Raw genomic sequence first — 17,249 nt, 5'->3', positions numbered from 1 at the left:
AGAGAGTTTCGATGTCCACGACCAATACTACCGCCGCCAAGGCGCCGATCTTTGATGCCGACGATGTCCAGGGGCAGGTGCAGGACCTGTACGTCGCCAGCGAGGTCTGGCTGCACACCCACTGGCTGCAGATCCTCATCGCCTTCGCCACCGGCGCGGTGATCGTCGTCGCGCTGCACGGGCTGCGCAAGCTCGGCGAGCGATTGTGCGGCAAGCATATCGCCGGCGGTACGCCGCTGCGCCGCGGCTGGGGCATGATCGTCGGCCGCGCGGTCACCCGCACCAGCAATTTCTTCATCGTCATGCTCGCCGCCAAGCTCGTCGTCGGTTACGCCGGCGCGCCGAGCCAGGTCGCGACGACGGTCAATTTCCTGTGGACCGTCGCCTCGGTGTTCCAGGCGGCGATCTGGGCGCGCGAGCTGATCCTCGGCGCGATCGAGCACCGCACCAGCAGCGAACATTACAGCGGCGAGGCGCTGCTGTCGGCGATGGGCCTCATCCGCCTGCTCGTCACCGTCGCGCTGTTCGCGGTCGCGCTGGTCGTCGTGCTCGACAATCTCGGCGTCAACGTCACCGGCCTGATCGCCGGCCTCGGCGTCGGCGGCATCGCGATCGGCCTCGCCGCGCAGGGAATCTTCGGCGACCTGTTCGCCGCACTCGCGATCATCTTCGACCGCCCATTCCGCCGCGGCGACAAGATCAGCTACGGCACCACCAGCGGCGTCATCGAATCGATCGGCCTGAAGAGCACGCGCATCCGCGCCTTCACCGGCGAGCTGCGCGTCATCAGCAACAAGCAATTGCTCGACAAGGAGATCCAGAACACCAGCGTGCGCGACCATATCCGCATCCAGTTCACGATCGGCGCGGCCTACGAAACGCCGCCCGACACGCTCGCCCGCATCCCTGCGATGCTGAGGGAGATCGCCGAGGGCGAGGGCGGCAAGGTCGCGCGCTCCAGCTTCGAAAGCTTCGGCGCCTCCAGCCTTGATTTCGTCCTCCAGTTCGACATTCCCGGCGACGACTGGGCGACCGCGCACCCGATGCGCGACCGCGTCATGGTCAGCATCATGACCCGCTTCGCCGCGGAAGGGATCGTCATCCCCTATCCGACGCAGACCACCTACACCGCCGCGCCCGACGGCACGCTGGTCATGCCCTATGCGGTGGCCGACAGACCGGCGTCGTGACCGGCGCTATTGCGCGGGCGGTGCGGCCATCGGCGTGATCGCGTCGCTCGCCACCTTCCACCGCCTGCCATCGGGCGTGCTCACGAACACCGGCATCCGCAGGCTGTACGATGCGAAGACGTGCATCTCGGTCGGCACCGGATCGAGCAGATGATTGACGACGAAGCCGACTGGCTTGGCTCCAGGCGGCAAGCTGGGCAGATCGACCGTTCGGCAGGATTTGTCATAGGGTCGGGTCGACAGCACCGTGCCGTCGGCGGCGACCACGACGCGGTAATTGCCGCCCATCACGTAGCGGCGGGCATCCTGTTGCGCGGTCAGCAGATAGACGACCGCCGGCCCGCCCGATCGCGGCGGCAGCACCACCGTGTTGAACGGAACCGGCGTGCAGGGCCGGTAACCCAGCGTCACCGCCGTCTTCGCCGCGGTCGTGCGCGCGGCGGCCAGCATCGCCTGGGTGGGCGTGAGCGGCACGGGCGTCGCCAGCCGCTCGCTGCTCACCACCTTCAGATCGCGAACGTCGGCGGTGAAGAACGCTCGCGCCTCCGCCGCCGCGCCCCGGTAATAGGTGACGCGCAGCGTCTTGCCGTCGACGATCTCGACGACATAGCCGCCGACGCTGCCGAGCTGGTCCTTCGGCACCTGCGCGGTCAACGCATCCGAACTGACCCATGCCGCGCGATCGAGCGCATAGACCAGCCGGCCGAGGCTCGCCGATTGCGCCAGCCGCTGCGCCTCGGTCGGCGCCGTAGCCGCCGGTGGGGGTGCCGCGGGTGCCTGTTGGGCGATCGCTGCCGACAGCGTGAGGATGGTCAGGGCGGACATCGAACATTCTCCCGTTTGCGCCCGTGTCGCCGGTTCGCCCGACGACGGCAAGACGGGGGTTGCGGGACGCGCACTTTTATCGCCCGTGGCGATCGTCCACAGGTTTTAGAAGATCGGGTCCGCCGTGATCACCACCCTACACGGCGGTTTGAGCCGACAAATCGCTCCCGTTGCCGTCGTCGTTCCAGTTTTCGGTCGGTCGGGTCTTGCGAACAGCGGCATCTCGCGCCTAGAGGGTGGCGAACCTGCGGAGGGCTGCATGACGACCGTCACCGTCGACGAGATGAAGGCAAGGATCGGCACCGAGACCGTCTCCGACTGGGTCGAGGTGACGCAGGCCATGATCGACCGCTTCGCCGAGGCGACGGGGGATCACCAGTTCATCCACGTCGATCCCGTCGCCGCCGCGGCGACGCCGTTCGGCGGCACGATCGCGCACGGCTTCCTCACGCTGTCGCTGATGCCGCTGCTGGCGTCGAAGGTCCCCGACGCACCCCGGCTGGAGGGCGTGCGGATGGGGGTCAATTACGGCGGCAACAAGGTCCGCTTCCTCACCCCCGTGCGTTCGGGCAGCCGCGTCCGCGGCCGCTTCACGCTCACCGCATTCGACGAAAAGCGTCCCGGCCAGTTCCAGCAGACGACCGAATTCACCGTCGAGATCGAAGGCCAGGACAAGCCCGCGCTGATCGCCGAATGGATCAGCCAAGCCTTTGTATAATAACGATATCTAGTTTTCACCGTCACGCATCCATGCGTGAAGTCAGGGAAGTTTGCCCATGCGCTCCGCCGTCATCGTCTCCACCGCCCGCACCCCCATCGGCCGCGCCTATCGCGGCGCCTTCAACAACACCACGCCCCAGGCGCTCGCCGGCCACGCCATCGAGCACGCCGTCAAGCGCGCCGGGATCGACGGCGCCGAGGTCGAGGACGTCGTCTTCGGCGCGGCGCTCCAGCAGGGGCATCAGGCCGGCAACATCGCGCGCCAGGCAGCGCTGATGGCGGGCCTGCCGACCTCGGTCTCGGGCATGTCGCTCGACCGCCAGTGCGCCAGCGGCCTGATGGCGATCGCCACCGCCGCCAAGCAGATCGTCGTCGACGGCATGGACGTCGCGATCGGCGGCGGCGTCGAGAGCATCAGCATGGTCCAGACCCCGCAGATGCGCGTCGGCGTCGACAAGACTCTCATCGCGATGCACGGCGACATCTACATGCCGATGCTCCAGACCGCCGAGACGGTCGCCAAGCGCTACGGTATCGGCCGCGATGCACAGGACGCCTATGGCCTCCAGTCGCAGCAGCGCACCGCCGCCGCGCAGGCCGCGGGCAAGTTCGACGACGAGATCGTCGCACTCTCGGCGACGATGAACGTCATCGACAAGGCGACCAAAGAGGTCAGCACCAAGGACGTGACCCTCTCGAAGGACGAGGGCAACCGCGCCGACACCACGCTGGAAGGCTTGCAGGCGTTGCAGCCCGTCGTCGGCCCCGACGGCGTCATCACCGCCGGTAATGCCAGCCAGCTGTCCGACGGCGCCGCGGCGTCGGTGCTGATGGAGGAAAGCGTCGCCGCGGCGAAGGGCCTGACCCCGCTCGGCCGCTACGTCGGCATGGCGGTGGCGGGCACCAAGCCCGACGAGATGGGAATCGGCCCGGTCTTCGCGATCCCGAAGCTGCTCGAAAAGAACGGCCTCACGATGAACGACATCGGCCTGTGGGAACTCAACGAAGCCTTCGCGGTGCAGGTCCTCTATTGCCGCGACACGCTCGGCATCCCCGACGAGCTGCTGAACGTCAATGGCGGCGCGATCTCGATCGGCCACCCCTACGGCATGTCCGGCGCCCGCATGACCGGCCACGCGCTGATCGAAGGCAAGCGCCGCGGCGCGAAGTACGTTGTCGTGACGATGTGCGTCGGCGGCGGCATGGGCGCCGCGGGGTTGTTCGAAGTTATGAGTTGAAATTTATCCCCTCGGACGATATTTAGATTACGGCGATTGCATACGCGCCTTTCTCGAGCCCCGATCGCTGCAACGGTCGGGGCTCAATGCGTTTGGGGTTCGAGCTGCAACCCGAACCCCGCCCGGCGCCTTATTTCGGACGCGCCACTTCGATGATCTTCAGGATCAAGGTCCCGAAGGCGAAGAGCGTGCCCAAGATCAGGCACAGTTCGGCAAGATGCATACGCTTACCTTTCTCGGATGACGGCAGGATCGCCGCCGAGGAGACGTATGCTGATCGCAGGACAAACCGGCAATGCCTCGCTCTTGTAGAGAGCCCCTCTACAAGAGCGCAACCAACCCCGGCCGCACTCGTTCTCCCGGCACATAGGACAGGAGATGACGCATGGCCGATCACGACAGCCCGCAGGAGGTTGCCGCCAAATTCCTCGACAAGTTGAAGAGCAGCCCGTTCGTAATGATCGGGCTGAACGACGGCGAGCATTCCGAGCCGATGACCGCGCAGATCGACGACGATCAACCCAACACGCTGTTCTTCTTCGCCGGCAAGGACAACCGCATCGCCGCCGGCGGCGACGCGATGGCGCAGTTCGTCGGCAAGGGGCATGACTTCTTCGCCTGCCTGGCCGGCAATGTAACCCGGGACGATGATCGTGCGCAGATCGACAAGCTTTGGAACAACCAGGTCGAGGCGTGGTTTCCGGGCGGCAAGGCCGATCCCAACCTGACGCTGCTGCGCTTCGACATCGACAGCGCCGAGCTTTGGGAAACTGATATCTCGGTCGGCGGTCGCCTCAAGATGCTGTTCGGCGGCACGATCCGCGGCGAGGAATCGGGTAGCCACGCGGTGGTCGGCTCGGTCGCCTGATACGAAAAGGGGCGGCCCGCAGCCGCCCCTTTCCAAACCCATCGAGAGCGGCTCCCACCGGGGCCGCTCTCGTCGTATCAGGCGTGCGTCGCCATCCATTCCTCGACGACCGGCGCGACCTGATTGCGCCATTTCGAACCGTTGAAGATGCCGTAATGGCCCGCGCCCTCCGCCATCAGATAGCGCTTCTTGTCGTCGGCGAGGTTGGTCGCCAGGGTCAGCGCCGCCTTCGTCTGGCCGAGGCCCGAAATGTCGTCGCGCTCGCCCTCGATCGCCAGCACCGCGACGTCCGTGATCGCGCCCGGATCGACGGGACGCCCGCGGTGCATCATCGTGCCACGCGGCAGCGCATGCGTCTGGAAGACCAGATCCACCGTTTGCAAGTAGAATTCCGCGGTCATGTCGCAGACCGAGCGATATTCCTCGTAGAAGCCCTTGGTCGCGTCGGCGCTTTCGCCGTCGCCCTGGACGAGATGCTTGAACATCTCCCAATGGCTCATCATGTGGTTGCCGAGGTTCATCGACATGAAACCGGCGAGCTGCAGGAAGCCGGGGTATACCTTGCGGCCCGCGCCGGGGTACATCATCGGCACCGTCACGACGACATTCTGCTCGAACCACGCATGCGGCCGTTCGGTCGCCAGCGTGTTGACCGCGGTCGGCGCCTCGCGCGTGTCGATCGGGCCGCCCATCATGGTCAGCGTCCGCGGCCGGCACGGATTCCGGTCGGCGCTCATCAGCGCGGTCGCGGCATAGCAGGGCACCGACGGCTGGCAGACCGCGAGCATGTGCGCGCCCGGCCCGATCTCTTCCATGAAGGCGATCAGATAATCGATATAATCGTCGAGGTCGAAGCGGCCGTCGCTGAGCGGCACCAGCTTCGCATCGCGCCAGTCGGTGATGTACACTTCGGCAGACGGGAGCATCCGCTCGACCGTGCCGCGCAGCAGCGTGGCGTAATGGCCCGACATCGGCGCGACGATCAGCAATTTGGGGCTGCCTTCGATGCCCTCGCGGCGGAAGCGCTTCAGCTGGCCGAACGGCTTCTGCAGCACGATCTCTTCGGTGACCGCGACCTCGCGCCCGTCGATCACGGTGTGCGTCAGCCCGAACGCGGGCTTGCCGCGCGTCGCCGAGGCATGCGCGAACACTTCGAGCGCGGAGCTGACCACCGAACCGCCGCCGACATAGGACCAGGGGTTGGCGGGGTTGCGCATCCAGTCGGCGCCGAAGGTCGCTATCGCGCTCGCTCCGTTGAGCATCGAGCGTTGCATCTCATAGGCATCGTACAGCATGATCGTGTTATCGCCCAAATAGGTTGCCGTATACGTAACGTCATTTGCGGCATGTTCAATCGGCCTGAACGCCCGAGACGCGCGATCGGCGCCGAACCGGGGCACCGCGCGCGCCGTTGAGCCCGTGCCCCCCGGCTGCTAGGCGCTGGCGCGATGGCCCAATCTCCCGTTTCCAGCAATCGCCGGCTCGGCGACCTCCGCCTCGTATGGGATCGGGTGCTGTGTTATCCGCGCCATCTCGCGATCGCGCTCGCCGCGCTCGCCACCACCTCGGCGGCGACGATCGGGATCCCCTATGGCTTCAAGCGGGTCATCGATCGCGGCTTCGCGCCGGGGGGCGAAGGATCGGTCGCCTCGTCGTTCCATTACCTGCTGATGATCGTCGCGGTGCTGGCGGTGGCGACCGCGATCCGCTTCTATTTCGTGTCCTGGCTCGGCGAACGCGTCGTCGCAGACATCCGCACGACGGTGCAGGCGCATCTGCTCGGCCTGACGCCGCGCTTCTTCGAGGAAAATCGCCCATCGGAGATCGCGTCGCGCCTGACGTCTGACACGTCGCTGATCGAGACCGTCGTCGGCAGCACGGTCAGCATCGCGCTGCGCAACATGTTCACCGGCGTCGGCGGCATGATCTATCTGTTCGCGCTGTCGCCCAAGCTGGCGGGCATGCTGCTGCTCGGCATCCCGCTGATCATCCTGCCGGTGACGATCCTCGGCCGGCGCATCCGCAACCTGTCACGCACCTCGCAGGATCGCGTCGCCGACGTCGGCTCGCTGGTCACCGAGACGCTGGGCGCGATGAAGATCGTCCAGGCATTCGGTCAGGAACCCCGCGAGGCGCGGCGCTTCACCGCGGCGGTCGACGCGACCTTCGCCGCGGCGAAGCGCCGGATCGGCCTGCGCGCGGTGATGACCGCGATCATGATCTTCCTGATCTTCGGATCGATCACGCTGGTGCTGTGGGAGGGCGCGACCGACGTCGCTGCGGGGCGGATCAGCGGTGGTGCGATCGCCGCCTTCGTCCTGACCGGCGGTATCGTCGCGGGCGCGTTCGGCGCGCTGACCGAAGTCTATGGCGACCTGTTGCGCGGTGCGGGCGCGGCGAGCCGCCTCGCCGAACTGCTCGCCGAACAGCCGGAGATCACGCGTCCGCCCGCGCCGATCCCGCTGCCGGTGCCGGTGAACGGTGCGCTCGCGTTCGAGAACGTGCGCTTCCACTATCCGACCCGGCCCGAGGTCGCCGCGCTCGACGATTTCACGCTGAGCGTCCGCCCCGGCGAGACGGTGGCGGTGGTCGGCCCCTCGGGCGCGGGCAAGTCGACGCTGTTCCAGCTCGCCGAGCGTTTCTACGACCCCGCCGCGGGGCGGATCCTGCTCGACGGTGTCGACCTCACCGAGGCGGACCCGGCGGCGATCCGCGCGCAGATCGCGATGGTGCCGCAGGATACGGTGATCTTCGGCGCCAGCGCGCGCGACAATCTGCGCTACGGCCATTGGGAGGCAAGCGACGACGAACTCTGGGCGGCGGCGGAGGCGGCCAATGCCGCCGACTTCCTGCGCGCGCTGCCGCAGGGGCTCGACACCAATCTGGGCGAGGGCGGCGCGCGGCTGTCGGGCGGCCAGCGCCAGCGCGTGACGATCGCGCGCGCGCTGCTGCGTGACGCCCCGATCCTGCTGCTCGACGAGGCGACGAGCGCGCTCGACGCGGAAAGCGAACGGCTGGTGCAGCAGGCGCTCGAACGGCTGATGGAGAACCGCACGACGCTGGTCATCGCGCACCGGCTGGCGACCGTCCGCGCGGCGGAGCGGATCATCGTGATGGACGAAGGGCGGATCGTCGAATCGGGAACGCATGTCAGCCTGATCGGGCAGGGCGGGCTGTATGCGCGGCTGGCGCGGTTGCAGTTCAGCGAGGCGGCGTAGGGGGGCAGGTCTTCCCTTTCCACCGTCATCCCCGCGGAGGCGGGGATCCATAATCACTGTGGTTCGGGATGGAGCCGTGACGGCAGCCAGTATGGATCCCCGCCTTCGCGGGGATGACGGACATAGAAGAAGGGGCCCCCCTTCTTTCGTCATCCCGGCGAAAGCCGGGACCCGTGGACACGCACCCGTGGTGAGGGTGCGCGCCGCCGCCCATTCACCGCTTCCATGGGTCCCGGCGTGCGCCGGGATGACGGTGGGGGGCCATGGAGGCGTCTTGATCCCGCCCGCCCCAAGGCGCATGACGCAAACGTCAAGCAACGGGAGATGGCAATGCGCGACTATGACATCATCGTCTATGGCGCGACCGGCTTCACCGGGCGGCTGGTCGCCGAATATCTGAGCCAGCAAGGCGTCACCCGCTGGGCGATGGCCGGGCGCAGCGGGGCGAAGCTGGAGGAGGTGCGCGATCTGATTGGTGCGCCGGCCGATACGCCGCTGATCGTCGCCGATGCGGACAATCCCGGTTCGCTGAAGGCTATGGCAGAATCGACGGCGGTCGTGCTGACCACCGTCGGCCCGTATCAGCTGTACGGCGCGCCGCTGGTCGCCGCCTGCGTCGCGGCGGGCACCGCCTATGTCGACCTGTGCGGCGAGCCCGCCTGGATGCGTCACATGATCGACGCACATCAGGCCGAGGCGCAGCGCACCGGCGCGCGGATCGTCTTTTCCTGCGGGTTCGATTCGATCCCCTTCGACCTCGGCGTGCTGACCTTGCAGGAATGCGCGCGGGCCAAATACGGCCATCCCGCGCCGCGGGTGAAGGGCCGGGTGCGCAGCATGAAGGGCGGCTTTTCGGGCGGGACCGCCGCCAGCCTGAAGGCGACGCTCGCCGCGGCGGCGCGCGATCCGTCGATCTTCGGGCTGCTCGCCAGTCCGTTCGCGCTGACCCCGGGGTTCAATGGTCCGCACCAGCCGACCGGGCTGCTCCCCGAATTCGACGCGACGCTCAACACCTGGGTCGCGCCGTTCATCATGGCGGCGATCAACACCAAGAACGTCCACCGCACCAACTTCCTGCTCGACCACCGCTACGGCAAGGATTTCGTCTACGACGAGATGATGGTCGCCGGCCTGGGCGAGATGGGCAAGGCGGCGGCGGAGGCGATCGCCAAGCTCAATCCGCTCGCCAGCGACAAGGGGCCCAAGCCCGGCGAGGGGCCGAGCAAGGAGGAGCGCGACAGCGGCCATTACGACCTGCTGTTCGTCGGGCTGATGCCGGACGGCGCGCGTTTCGACGCGGTGGTGACGGGGGATCGCGACCCCGGTTACGGATCGACGTCGAAGATGATCGCCGAGACCGCGCGCTGCCTGCTCGAGACCGGGGGCGCGGGCGGTATCTGGACCCCCGGCGCGCTGCTCGGCACGACGTTGCGCGACCGGTTGCAGGACAAGGCGGGGCTGACCTTCACCGCCGGCTGAGCGCTCGCGTCCATCGACTGGTCGAGCTCGCCGTCCCAAGTCACCCGTCACCCCGGACGTGTTCCGGGGTCCACTCCGCGGCAAGGCGAAGGGTGTCGAGGGAGGCTTTACGCCTGCGGCCCGGTGGACCCCGGAACAAGTCCGGGGTGACGAGGGATGTGAGGCGGAGTCTTCTCCCGCCTGACGACACGAAAAGCGGCAACCCCTCGCAGGATCGCCGCCTCTTCCATCACGCCGGAACGCTCACCCCTTGCGGGCGCGCTCGGTATCTTCGCCATAGCCCGACGACGGCGCCGGGTCGTGGGTGTGCACCGGCTGCGTCGACGAGGGTGGATCGTGCGGTTGACGCGGCGTTAAGCGGCGGCGTGGCAGGGGTGCGGCATGCGCATCCTCCACGTCCTCGACCACGGACTGCCGTTGCAGAGCGGCTATACCTTCCGCACCCGCGCGATCCTGAAGGCGCAGGAGCAGCGCGGCTGGCAGGTCGCCGCGGTCACCGGCCCGCGGCACGGGCCCGCGGCGGATGCGGTCGAATCGGTCGACGGCCTGACCTTCCACCGGACCCGTGCCGGTCTGAAACCGGGCGTGCTGGGGGAGATCGCCGGCATCGCCTCTTTCGCGCGGCGCATCGACGCGGCGGTCGAATCGTTCCGGCCGGATATCCTCCACGCCCATTCGCCGGTGCTCGACGCGCTCGCGGCGTATCGCGTGGCGCGGCGGCGCGGGCTGCCGCTGGTCTACGAGATCCGTGCCTTCTGGGAGGATGCTGCGGTCGGCAACGGCACCGGTACGCAAGGATCGGCGCGCTATCGCGCGACGCGCGCGCTGGAGACCTGGGCGGTGCATCGCGCCGATGCGGTGGCGGTGATCTGCGAAGGGCTGCGCGGTGATTTGATCGCGCGCGGCGTCGCGGCGGACAAGATCGTCGTGTCGCCCAATGGCGTCGACCTGACGCTGTTCGGCGAACCGGTGGCGCGCGACGACGGGCTCGCGCGCGAACTGGGGCTGGCGGATGCCGAGACGATCGGCTTCATCGGCAGCTTCTACGATTACGAGGGGCTCGACGACCTGATCGCGGCGATGCCGGCGCTGGTCGCGGCGCGGCCCAAGGCACGGCTGCTGCTGGTCGGCGGCGGGCCGATGGAGGCGGCGCTGCGCGCGCAGGCGGCGGCATCGCCCGCGGCCGATGCGATCCGTTTCGTCGGGCGCGTACCGCATACCGAGGTCGAGCGTTATTATGCGCTGGTCGACGTGCTCGCCTATCCGCGCAAGCACATGCGGCTGACCGATCTGGTCACGCCGTTGAAGCCGCTCGAGGCGATGGCGCAGGGCAAGTTGGTCGCCGCCTCCGACGTCGGTGGGCATCGCGAGCTGATCCGCGATGGGGATACGGGGACGCTGTTCCGCCCCGACGATCCCGCCGCGATCGCGACGGCGCTTGCCGGCCTGCTCGCCGATCGCAGCGGATGGGATGCGCGCCGGGCGCGGGCGCGCGCATTCGTCGAGGCCGAGCGTAACTGGTCGTCAAACATTGGTCGTTACGAACCGATTTACCAGCGGCTGATGGCGGCCGCGACAGTGGATGGATCATGGCAGCGTTCTCCCGCCCGAGTTTGAACCTTCCCGATTTCGCAGCGTCGGGGCTGACCCGCTGGATCGCGCCCGCAGGCGGCGCGCTGGCCGGGCTGGCGGTCGCTGCCCTGTTCCTGCTGCTGCCCGATACGGTGCTGGAGGATTGGGTATGGCGTAGCGGCCTGCCGTCGCTGGTCGCGGCGGCGGAACCGCCGCTCGGCACCACCGCGCGCGCGGTGCTGACGCTCGCCGGCGGCGGGCTCGCCGCGGCGGTCGTCTGGTCGGCGCTGTTCCTGCTGTTCGGCCCGGGCGGGTTGCTCACGCCCAAGGCGGTCGCCGTCGAGGGCGTGCCGGTGCTCCGCCGCGCCGACGCGCATCCCGACGCTCCCGCGCGCCGTCCGCTGTCCGCCGCCGACCTCGGCGTGCCGACACCGCCGGAAGACGTGGCGCCGGTCGCGCCGCCGCCGCCGCCGGTGGTGCAGGCGATCCCGGTCGACCTCGACCTGCCGCTCGCCGCCTTCCACCCCGGCGCGCTGCCTGACGTGCCGCGCGAACCCGTCCGCCCGGTCGCGCCGCTGCGCCCGCCGGTCGCGCTGGTCGAGGGCGAGCGTATCGCCACCGTGCAGCTGCCCCGCTCGCCCGCCGAATCGACCACCGCGCCGTCGATCGAGGCATTGCTCAAGCGCCTCGAACAAAGCGCACGACGACCGCTGCGCGCCTGAGCGGACGCGCCCCGGCAAAACTTTAGAATATCGGGTATCGCTTTTCGGCTTATCGCCGCATCGACCGTCTGTTAGCCTCCGGCAAAACCGAACGGAGAGGTCGATGGCTATTCCCCCAGCGGAGGCGCAGCAGGCGCCACGTTACGCCTGGTACGTGCTCGGCATCCTGTTCCTCGTCTACGTGCTCAACTTCATCGACCGGCAGGTGATCTCGATCCTGGCGGAGGACATCAAGCGCGATCTCAAGCTCAAGGACGAGGATCTGGGGTTCCTGTACGGCACCGCGTTCGGGGTGTTCTACGCGCTGTTCGGCATCCCGCTCGGGCGGCTGGCGGACAGCTGGCATCGCGTGCGGCTGATGACGGTCGGGCTGGCGCTGTGGTCGACGATGACCGCGCTGTCGGGTTTCTCGCGCACCGGCGGCCAGCTGGCGATGGCGCGGATCGGCGTCGGGGTGGGGGAGGCGACGGCGAGCCCTGCGGCCTATTCGCTGATCTCAGACTATTTCCCCAAGCGGCTGCGCGCGACGGCGCTGTCGATCTATTCGGCGGGCCTCTACGTCGGCGGCGGCGTGTCGCTGTTCATCGGCGGGCTGATCGTCCAGGGCTGGAACCGTACCTGGCCGGGCGGCGGCCCGCTGGGGCTGGTCGGGTGGCAGGCGGCGTTCCTCGCGGTCGGGCTGCCCGGCCTGATCGTCGCGATCTGGGTGGCGACGCTCCGCGAGCCGATCCGCGGGATGGTCGAGGGGCTGCCCGAACCCGCGAAGCACCCCGCGCCGTTCCGCGCCTTCTTCGAGGAATTGCTGACGATCATCCCGCCGCTGACGCTGATCGGCGCGGCGCGCGGCGGCACGCGGGCGTTGATGATCAACCTGACCGGCCTCGCCGCGGTGGTGGCGGTGGTCGCGTTGCTGATCGGGCTCGGCGAACCCAAGCCGCAATGGCTGGCGGTGGGCACGGGCGTCTATGCGGTGTTTTCCTGGGCGTGCGCGCTGAAGCGGCGCGACCCGCCGACCTTCGCTTTGATCGTCGGCACGCCGGCGTTCCTGTGCACGGTGGTCGCTTATGGGCTCAATTCGTTCCTGAGCTATGCGTCGAGCTTCTGGGCGGCGCCCTATGTGTTGCGCGAACTGGGCGAGACGCCGGCGCGGGCGGGATTGCTGCTGGGGAGCAGCGGCGCACTCGCCGGGTTCCTCGGGCTGACGATCGGTGGCGTCGTCGCCGACCGGTTGCGGCGCAGCGATCCCGCCGGGCGGCTGATCGTCGTGATCTTCGGCGCGACCGTGCCGGTGCCGTTCCTGATCGGCGCGTTCACCGCGAGCAGCGTCTGGGTCTTCTATCCGTGCCTGTTCCTCGCCGGCCTCACCGCCAGCTGCGCGCTGGGATCGGCGGCGGCGACGACGCAGGACCTCGTGCTGCCGCGGATGCGCGGCACCGCGACCGCGACCTTCTTCATCGGCACGACGCTGATGGGGCTGGCGATGGGCCCGTATCTGGCCGGGCGCATCTCGACGCTGTCGGGCAGCCTGTCGGTGGGCATGCTGTCGCTGCTGGTGGCGATGCCGATCACGCTGGGCTGCGCGATCGCGGCGTACAAGCTGGTTCCTGCGGCCGAAGCTACGCGTGAAGCGCGAGCGCGGGCGGCGGGGGAAGTGATGTAGGGCAGGGGCGCTCCAACCCTCCATTCGTGCTGAGCCTGTCGAAGCACATTGAGACTCATCTGCCCTTCGACAGGCTCAGGGCGAACGGCGGGGAGGGTGCGCGCCTCCCCACCTACACCGTCATCCCCGCGGAGGCGGGGATCCATACTGGCTGACCTTGCGGCGCCATCGCGCGACCGGCGACTATGGATCCCCGCCTCCGCGGGGATGACGAAGGTTTTCGGGGGGATGATGCCGAGGCTCTTGGCCCGCGCTTACGCCGCGGCGAAGACGCCGCAGGCGATGCGGCCGCCGCTGTTGCCGGAGGGGTCGGTCATCAGGTCGTCCGGCCCGGCGTGGACGACGATCGCCGCGCCGTCCGCGTCGAGCAGGCCGGCCAGCGTCGCGCCCGGCACCGTCACGCCCAGCGTGCCGCGGCCGTCGGTGCCGATGGTCAGATTGGGCAGGTCGCCCTCGTGCGGGCCCTGTGGGTTCATGCTGCCGTGCTTCATCGTCGTCGGGTTCCAATGGCCGCCCGCGGTGGTGAACTCGGGCGCGTCGCAGCGGCCGGTGGTGTGGATGTGCGCGCCGTGCGTGCCGGCGGGCAGGCCCTTGACGTCGAGCGTGTAGCGCAGGCCGCCCGCCACCTCGGTCACCGTCGCGCGCCCGGCATCGGCGCCGGTGCCGGTCTTGAGCAGCGCGGTCGCGCGCGCGCCGCCGGCCAGCGGGCTGCCGGTCGCGACCGCATCCTGCTGGGTACAGGCGCCGAGCGCCAGCGTCGACAGGCCGGCGAGGACGAGGATTGCACGCATCGAAAGTCTCCCTTTGGTTTTCCTACGAACCCGGCGCACACGTCGCGGGTTCCAGCGGCCAGCGCGCGACCGGTTCATAGGCGGCGCCACCGTGCCCCAGATGGCTCTGGTAGAGCATCAGATGCGGCAGCGTGAAGGCGGGGCCGGCAAGACCCGCATGCACCGCCAGCCACCCGTCGATCTCCGGCGCGAGTCCCGCACTACGCGGCAACCGCGCGAGCGTGACATGCGGCAGATAGGCGCGCCGCTCGGGCGGCAGGCCGGCGCGGACGCACGTCTGTTCGACCTTGCGGGCGAGGTGGTGCAGCGCATCCGCCGGGGCGAGGCCCGCCCACAATGTATCGGTTCGCCCCTGCCGCGTGAAGCGGCCGACACCGGCGATGCGCACCACCGGCGCCGGCGCGTGGATGCTCGCCAGCGCGGCGGCGACGTCCTCCGCCTGCGGTCGTTCGACCTCGCCGATGAAGCGCAACGTGCAGTGCAGCTGCGCATCGTCCTGCCAGCGCGCCGCGGGCACGCCGCCCATCACGGCGGTCAGCGCGGCGCGGATCGCGGGCGGCGGGCGCAGGGCGACGAACAGGCGCATCAACCGCGGGCCCTTTGTAATGTTCTGTTGCTTCGTCGCGCCATTCTATCCGGTTTCGCTTGAAAAGGGACCGCACGGGGCCGATATTTCGACATAGCCGGCACTCGGGTCGGCAAAGGAGTTTGGGATACCATGGCTAACTGGTCTGACCCCCGGCCGAGCGCCGCGCCGTTCGGGGCTTCGCGCACCGATACCGCGCGCAGCGGTGCCTACGACGCGGGTCTGCGCTCGTACATGCTGTCGGTCTACAATTACATGGGGTCTGGCGTGCTGCTGACCGGCATCGTCGCGCTGCTGTTCGCGTCGAGCGGTGCGGTGGGTGCGCTGGTCGGCCCGGGCGGACGCACGAACATGCTCGGCTTCATCGTCGCGCTGTCGCCGCTGGCGATCGTGTTCGCGATGAGCTTCGGCCAGAACCGGATGAAGACCTCGACGCTGCAGCTGCTCTTCTGGGCGTTCGCGGTGCTGATGGGCGTTTCGCTGTCGACGATCTTCCTAGTCTATAGCGGCACGTCGATCGCCGGCGCGTTCTTCGCCACCGCGGCGGGCTTCGCGGGGCTCAGCCTTTACGGCTACACGACCAAGCGCGACCTGTCGGCGTTCGGCACCTTCCTGATCGTCGGCCTCGTCGGGCTGATCGTCGCCAGCCTCATCAACCTGTTCCTGCAGTCGGGGATCATGAGCCTGGTCATCAGCGCGGTCGGCGTGCTGATCTTCGCGGGCCTCACCGCCTACGACACGCAGCGCACCAAGAGCCTGTATTTCCAGGTCGCGGGTACGGACATGGTCGGCAAGGCCGTCATCATGTCGGCGCTGTCGCTCTACCTCGACTTCATCAACATGTTCCTGTTCGTGCTTCGCCTGTTCGGGTCGCAGCGTAACTAAGTCCGCACCCGGACGTTGACAGGATCGGGAGCCCGGTGGCCGATGCCGCCGGGCTCTTTCTTTTGCCCAAAGGACCTGATCCCATGCGGCTCGAAATCGCCGTCGACCTCGATTACGCCATCGTCGGCCCGCCGACCGACGTGCTGCTGCAGATCGAGGCGGCGGCGATGCCCGACCAGCGCATCGAGTCGGAGGCGCTGACGATCTGGAGCGATTCGCCCATCGCCGCGGTCGCGGGCGAGGACGGCATCGGCCAGCGCTGCTGGATCCGCGCCGACAACTGGCTGAAGGCGGAATATCGCGCGGTCGTCGAGGTGAACCGCACGATCGTCGATCTCGCACCGCTCGCGCCGACGCCGGTGCGCGATCTCGCCGGCGGGCTGGTGCCCTATCTGCTGCCCAGCCGCTATTGCCAGTCGGATCGGCTGGAAGGCTTCGTCCGCCGCGAATTCGCCGGGCTGGAGGGCGGGGCGCTCGCCGCGGCGCTGGCCGCCTGGGTGGCGGATTCGCTCGAATATCGCTCGAACAGCAGCAGCGGCGAGACGACCGCGCTCGACACCTTCGCCAGCCGGTCTGGCGTGTGCCGTGACTATGCGCATCTGCTCGTCGCGCTGGCGCGTGCGGGCGAGATCCCGGCGCGCTGCGTCGCGGGCTATGCGCCCGGCGTCGAACCGCCCGATTTCCACGCGGTGGCGGAACTGTGGCTCGATGGCGCATGGCGGCTGGTCGATGCGACCGGCATGGCGCCCGCCGACACGATCGCGCGCATCTGCGTCGGCCGCGATGCCACCGATATCGCGTTCATGACCGTCTTCGGCATGGCGAATTTCGTGCATCAGAGCGTCCGCGTCACGCGGCTTTGACCCGAAGGGAAGAGGAACGGAAACGATCGGGCAATCGTTCTGCCCCTGTAATCACAGGAGGGTGTCATATGACCGGTATCGACGAAAAGGCGCTGGACAGCCTGTCGGTCGCGCCGAGCGACGAGAGCGAGGGCCGCGATCCGCGTCAGGACGCGGGCCAGGACAAGTCGATCAACAAGCGCCTGGAAAAGAACCCGGAAAGCAGCGACGCGCGGCTCGACGCCGGGCTCGACCAGTCGATGGACGCGAGCGATCCGCCCTCGTCGACGCAGCCGGTGCACAGCCACGATCCGGCGCCGTCGTCGGGCTACGACGAAGAGGCCGAGCGCGCCCGCAAGGGGTGAGCGTTCCGACCGGATGAAGGAGACGGCGATCCTGCGAAGGGTCGCCGTTTTTTTTGTCGTCAAGTGCGGGCGAACCTCCCCCACCACCCTCCGTCACCCCGGACTTGTTCCGGGGTCCACTCCGCGGCGAGGCGGAGGGTGTCGAGGAGGGGCCAAACGCTTGCAGCCCGGTGGACCCCGGAACAAGTCCGGGGTTGTCTCTGAGGATTGTGGTTTAAGCTGATGCGGCTGGCGAGCGCGCTGCGGGGTAACGGCCCCGCAGCGCGTGGCGTCACGGCTCCCGTTCCG

At 68.6% G+C, this 17,249-nt stretch carries 16 protein-coding genes; 12 read left to right on the top strand and 4 right to left on the bottom strand.

Translation table 11 applies throughout. The features are described 5' to 3' along the window. Window positions 1-11: 11 nt before the first annotated feature. Window positions 12-1,190, top strand: a complete 1,179-nt coding sequence (locus M9979_RS09575; RefSeq protein ID WP_254289135.1) for a mechanosensitive ion channel family protein — start codon at window positions 12-14, stop codon at window positions 1,188-1,190. Window positions 1,191-1,196: 6 nt separating this feature from the next. Here M9979_RS09575 and M9979_RS09570 read toward each other — a convergent pair whose 3' ends face one another. After that, on the bottom strand, window positions 1,197-2,015 hold the full coding sequence (locus tag M9979_RS09570) for a DUF4329 domain-containing protein (protein ID WP_254289134.1): 819 nt from the start codon (window positions 2,013-2,015) through the stop codon (window positions 1,197-1,199). Window positions 2,016-2,274: 259 nt separating this feature from the next. On the opposite strand from M9979_RS09570, the gene M9979_RS09565 reads away from it, so the two are divergent. From M9979_RS09565 to M9979_RS09555, 3 genes are all read left to right on the top strand, one after another. Continuing rightward, window positions 2,275-2,733, top strand: coding sequence for a MaoC family dehydratase (locus M9979_RS09565; protein WP_254289133.1), 459 nt, complete (start codon window positions 2,275-2,277; stop codon window positions 2,731-2,733). 58 nt (window positions 2,734-2,791) lie between these two features. Beyond that, on the top strand, window positions 2,792-3,973 hold the full coding sequence (locus tag M9979_RS09560; protein WP_254289132.1) for an acetyl-CoA C-acyltransferase: 1,182 nt from the start codon (window positions 2,792-2,794) through the stop codon (window positions 3,971-3,973). A gap of 385 nt (window positions 3,974-4,358) precedes the next feature. After that, on the top strand, window positions 4,359-4,841 hold the full coding sequence (locus M9979_RS09555) for a pyridoxamine 5'-phosphate oxidase family protein (RefSeq protein WP_254289131.1): 483 nt from the start codon (window positions 4,359-4,361) through the stop codon (window positions 4,839-4,841). Between the two features lie 77 nt (window positions 4,842-4,918). Here the strand turns inward: M9979_RS09555 and M9979_RS09550 are convergent, their stop codons facing one another. Next, window positions 4,919-6,136: a polyhydroxyalkanoate depolymerase gene (locus M9979_RS09550; RefSeq protein ID WP_254289130.1), complete on the bottom strand. Its 1,218-nt coding sequence runs from the start codon at window positions 6,134-6,136 to the stop codon at window positions 4,919-4,921. Window positions 6,137-6,289: 153 nt separating this feature from the next. On the opposite strand from M9979_RS09550, the gene M9979_RS09545 reads away from it, so the two are divergent. The 5 genes from M9979_RS09545 to M9979_RS09525 all read left to right on the top strand — a co-directional run bounded on the left by M9979_RS09545 (window position 6,290) and on the right by M9979_RS09525 (window position 13,492). Then, window positions 6,290-8,059, top strand: a complete 1,770-nt coding sequence (locus tag M9979_RS09545) for an ABC transporter transmembrane domain-containing protein (protein WP_254289129.1) — start codon at window positions 6,290-6,292, stop codon at window positions 8,057-8,059. A 330-nt stretch (window positions 8,060-8,389) separates the two neighbouring features. Further along, a complete protein-coding gene (locus M9979_RS09540) occupies window positions 8,390-9,538 on the top strand; it encodes a saccharopine dehydrogenase family protein (protein ID WP_254289128.1) in 1,149 nt (382 codons plus the stop codon). A 381-nt stretch (window positions 9,539-9,919) separates the two neighbouring features. Then, complete coding sequence (locus M9979_RS09535; protein WP_254289127.1) at window positions 9,920-11,155, top strand: TIGR04063 family PEP-CTERM/XrtA system glycosyltransferase; 1,236 nt, start codon at window positions 9,920-9,922, stop codon at window positions 11,153-11,155. Further along, window positions 11,128-11,832, top strand: a complete 705-nt coding sequence (locus tag M9979_RS09530; protein ID WP_254289126.1) for a hypothetical protein — start codon at window positions 11,128-11,130, stop codon at window positions 11,830-11,832. The genes M9979_RS09535 and M9979_RS09530 overlap by 28 nt, the downstream gene beginning before the upstream one ends. A 103-nt stretch (window positions 11,833-11,935) precedes the next feature. After that, window positions 11,936-13,492 carry a spinster family MFS transporter gene (locus M9979_RS09525; RefSeq protein WP_254289125.1) on the top strand — a complete coding sequence of 519 codons (1,557 nt, stop codon included), beginning with the start codon at window positions 11,936-11,938 and terminating at the stop codon, window positions 13,490-13,492. A 254-nt stretch (window positions 13,493-13,746) separates the two neighbouring features. Here M9979_RS09525 and M9979_RS09520 read toward each other — a convergent pair whose 3' ends face one another. Both M9979_RS09520 and thpR read right to left on the bottom strand, forming a co-directional pair. Beyond that, window positions 13,747-14,283 carry a superoxide dismutase family protein gene (locus M9979_RS09520; RefSeq protein ID WP_254289124.1) on the bottom strand — a complete coding sequence of 179 codons (537 nt, stop codon included), beginning with the start codon at window positions 14,281-14,283 and terminating at the stop codon, window positions 13,747-13,749. A 22-nt stretch (window positions 14,284-14,305) separates the two neighbouring features. After that, window positions 14,306-14,872, bottom strand: coding sequence for an RNA 2',3'-cyclic phosphodiesterase (gene thpR / locus M9979_RS09515; protein WP_254289123.1), 567 nt, complete (start codon window positions 14,870-14,872; stop codon window positions 14,306-14,308). 129 nt (window positions 14,873-15,001) lie between these two features. On the opposite strand from thpR, the gene M9979_RS09510 reads away from it, so the two are divergent. The 3 genes from M9979_RS09510 to M9979_RS09500 all read left to right on the top strand — a co-directional run bounded on the left by M9979_RS09510 (window position 15,002) and on the right by M9979_RS09500 (window position 16,961). After that, entirely contained in the window at window positions 15,002-15,754 is a 753-nt protein-coding gene (locus tag M9979_RS09510) for a Bax inhibitor-1/YccA family protein (protein WP_254289122.1), read from the top strand. An 83-nt stretch (window positions 15,755-15,837) separates the two neighbouring features. Further along, window positions 15,838-16,617 carry a transglutaminase-like domain-containing protein gene (locus tag M9979_RS09505; RefSeq protein ID WP_254289121.1) on the top strand — a complete coding sequence of 260 codons (780 nt, stop codon included), beginning with the start codon at window positions 15,838-15,840 and terminating at the stop codon, window positions 16,615-16,617. Between the two features lie 68 nt (window positions 16,618-16,685). Further along, entirely contained in the window at window positions 16,686-16,961 is a 276-nt protein-coding gene (locus M9979_RS09500) for a hypothetical protein (protein WP_254289120.1), read from the top strand. The last annotated feature ends 288 nt before the right edge of the window (window positions 16,962-17,249 follow it).

This window comes from Sphingomonas liriopis (genome assembly GCF_024211255.1).
GTDB classification, from domain to species: Bacteria; Pseudomonadota; Alphaproteobacteria; order Sphingomonadales; family Sphingomonadaceae; genus Sphingomonas; species Sphingomonas liriopis.
Note: the sequence above shows the minus strand (reverse complement) of the source record. Positions and strands in the feature narration are given on the sequence as shown.

Bases quoted from the DNA above. Each gene is read 5' to 3' on its own strand.
- M9979_RS09555 (WP_254289131.1), top strand. From the start codon at position 4,359: ATGGCCGATCACGACAGCCCGCAGGAGGTTGCCGCCAAATTCCTCGAC.
- M9979_RS09505 (WP_254289121.1), top strand. From the start codon at position 15,838: ATGCGGCTCGAAATCGCCGTCGACCTCGATTACGCCATCGTCGGCCCG.
- M9979_RS09510 (WP_254289122.1), top strand. From the start codon at position 15,002: ATGGCTAACTGGTCTGACCCCCGGCCGAGCGCCGCGCCGTTCGGGGCT.
- M9979_RS09530 (WP_254289126.1), top strand. From the start codon at position 11,128: ATGGCAGCGTTCTCCCGCCCGAGTTTGAACCTTCCCGATTTCGCAGCG.
- M9979_RS09570 (WP_254289134.1), bottom strand. From the start codon at position 2,015: ATGTCCGCCCTGACCATCCTCACGCTGTCGGCAGCGATCGCCCAACAG.
- M9979_RS09565 (WP_254289133.1), top strand. From the start codon at position 2,275: ATGACGACCGTCACCGTCGACGAGATGAAGGCAAGGATCGGCACCGAG.
- M9979_RS09520 (WP_254289124.1), bottom strand. From the start codon at position 14,283: ATGCGTGCAATCCTCGTCCTCGCCGGCCTGTCGACGCTGGCGCTCGGC.
- M9979_RS09575 (WP_254289135.1), top strand. From the start codon at position 12: ATGTCCACGACCAATACTACCGCCGCCAAGGCGCCGATCTTTGATGCC.
- M9979_RS09535 (WP_254289127.1), top strand. From the start codon at position 9,920: ATGCGCATCCTCCACGTCCTCGACCACGGACTGCCGTTGCAGAGCGGC.
- M9979_RS09500 (WP_254289120.1), top strand. From the start codon at position 16,686: ATGACCGGTATCGACGAAAAGGCGCTGGACAGCCTGTCGGTCGCGCCG.
- M9979_RS09545 (WP_254289129.1), top strand. From the start codon at position 6,290: ATGGCCCAATCTCCCGTTTCCAGCAATCGCCGGCTCGGCGACCTCCGC.
- M9979_RS09525 (WP_254289125.1), top strand. From the start codon at position 11,936: ATGGCTATTCCCCCAGCGGAGGCGCAGCAGGCGCCACGTTACGCCTGG.
- M9979_RS09540 (WP_254289128.1), top strand. From the start codon at position 8,390: ATGCGCGACTATGACATCATCGTCTATGGCGCGACCGGCTTCACCGGG.
- M9979_RS09560 (WP_254289132.1), top strand. From the start codon at position 2,792: ATGCGCTCCGCCGTCATCGTCTCCACCGCCCGCACCCCCATCGGCCGC.
- M9979_RS09550 (WP_254289130.1), bottom strand. From the start codon at position 6,136: ATGCTGTACGATGCCTATGAGATGCAACGCTCGATGCTCAACGGAGCG.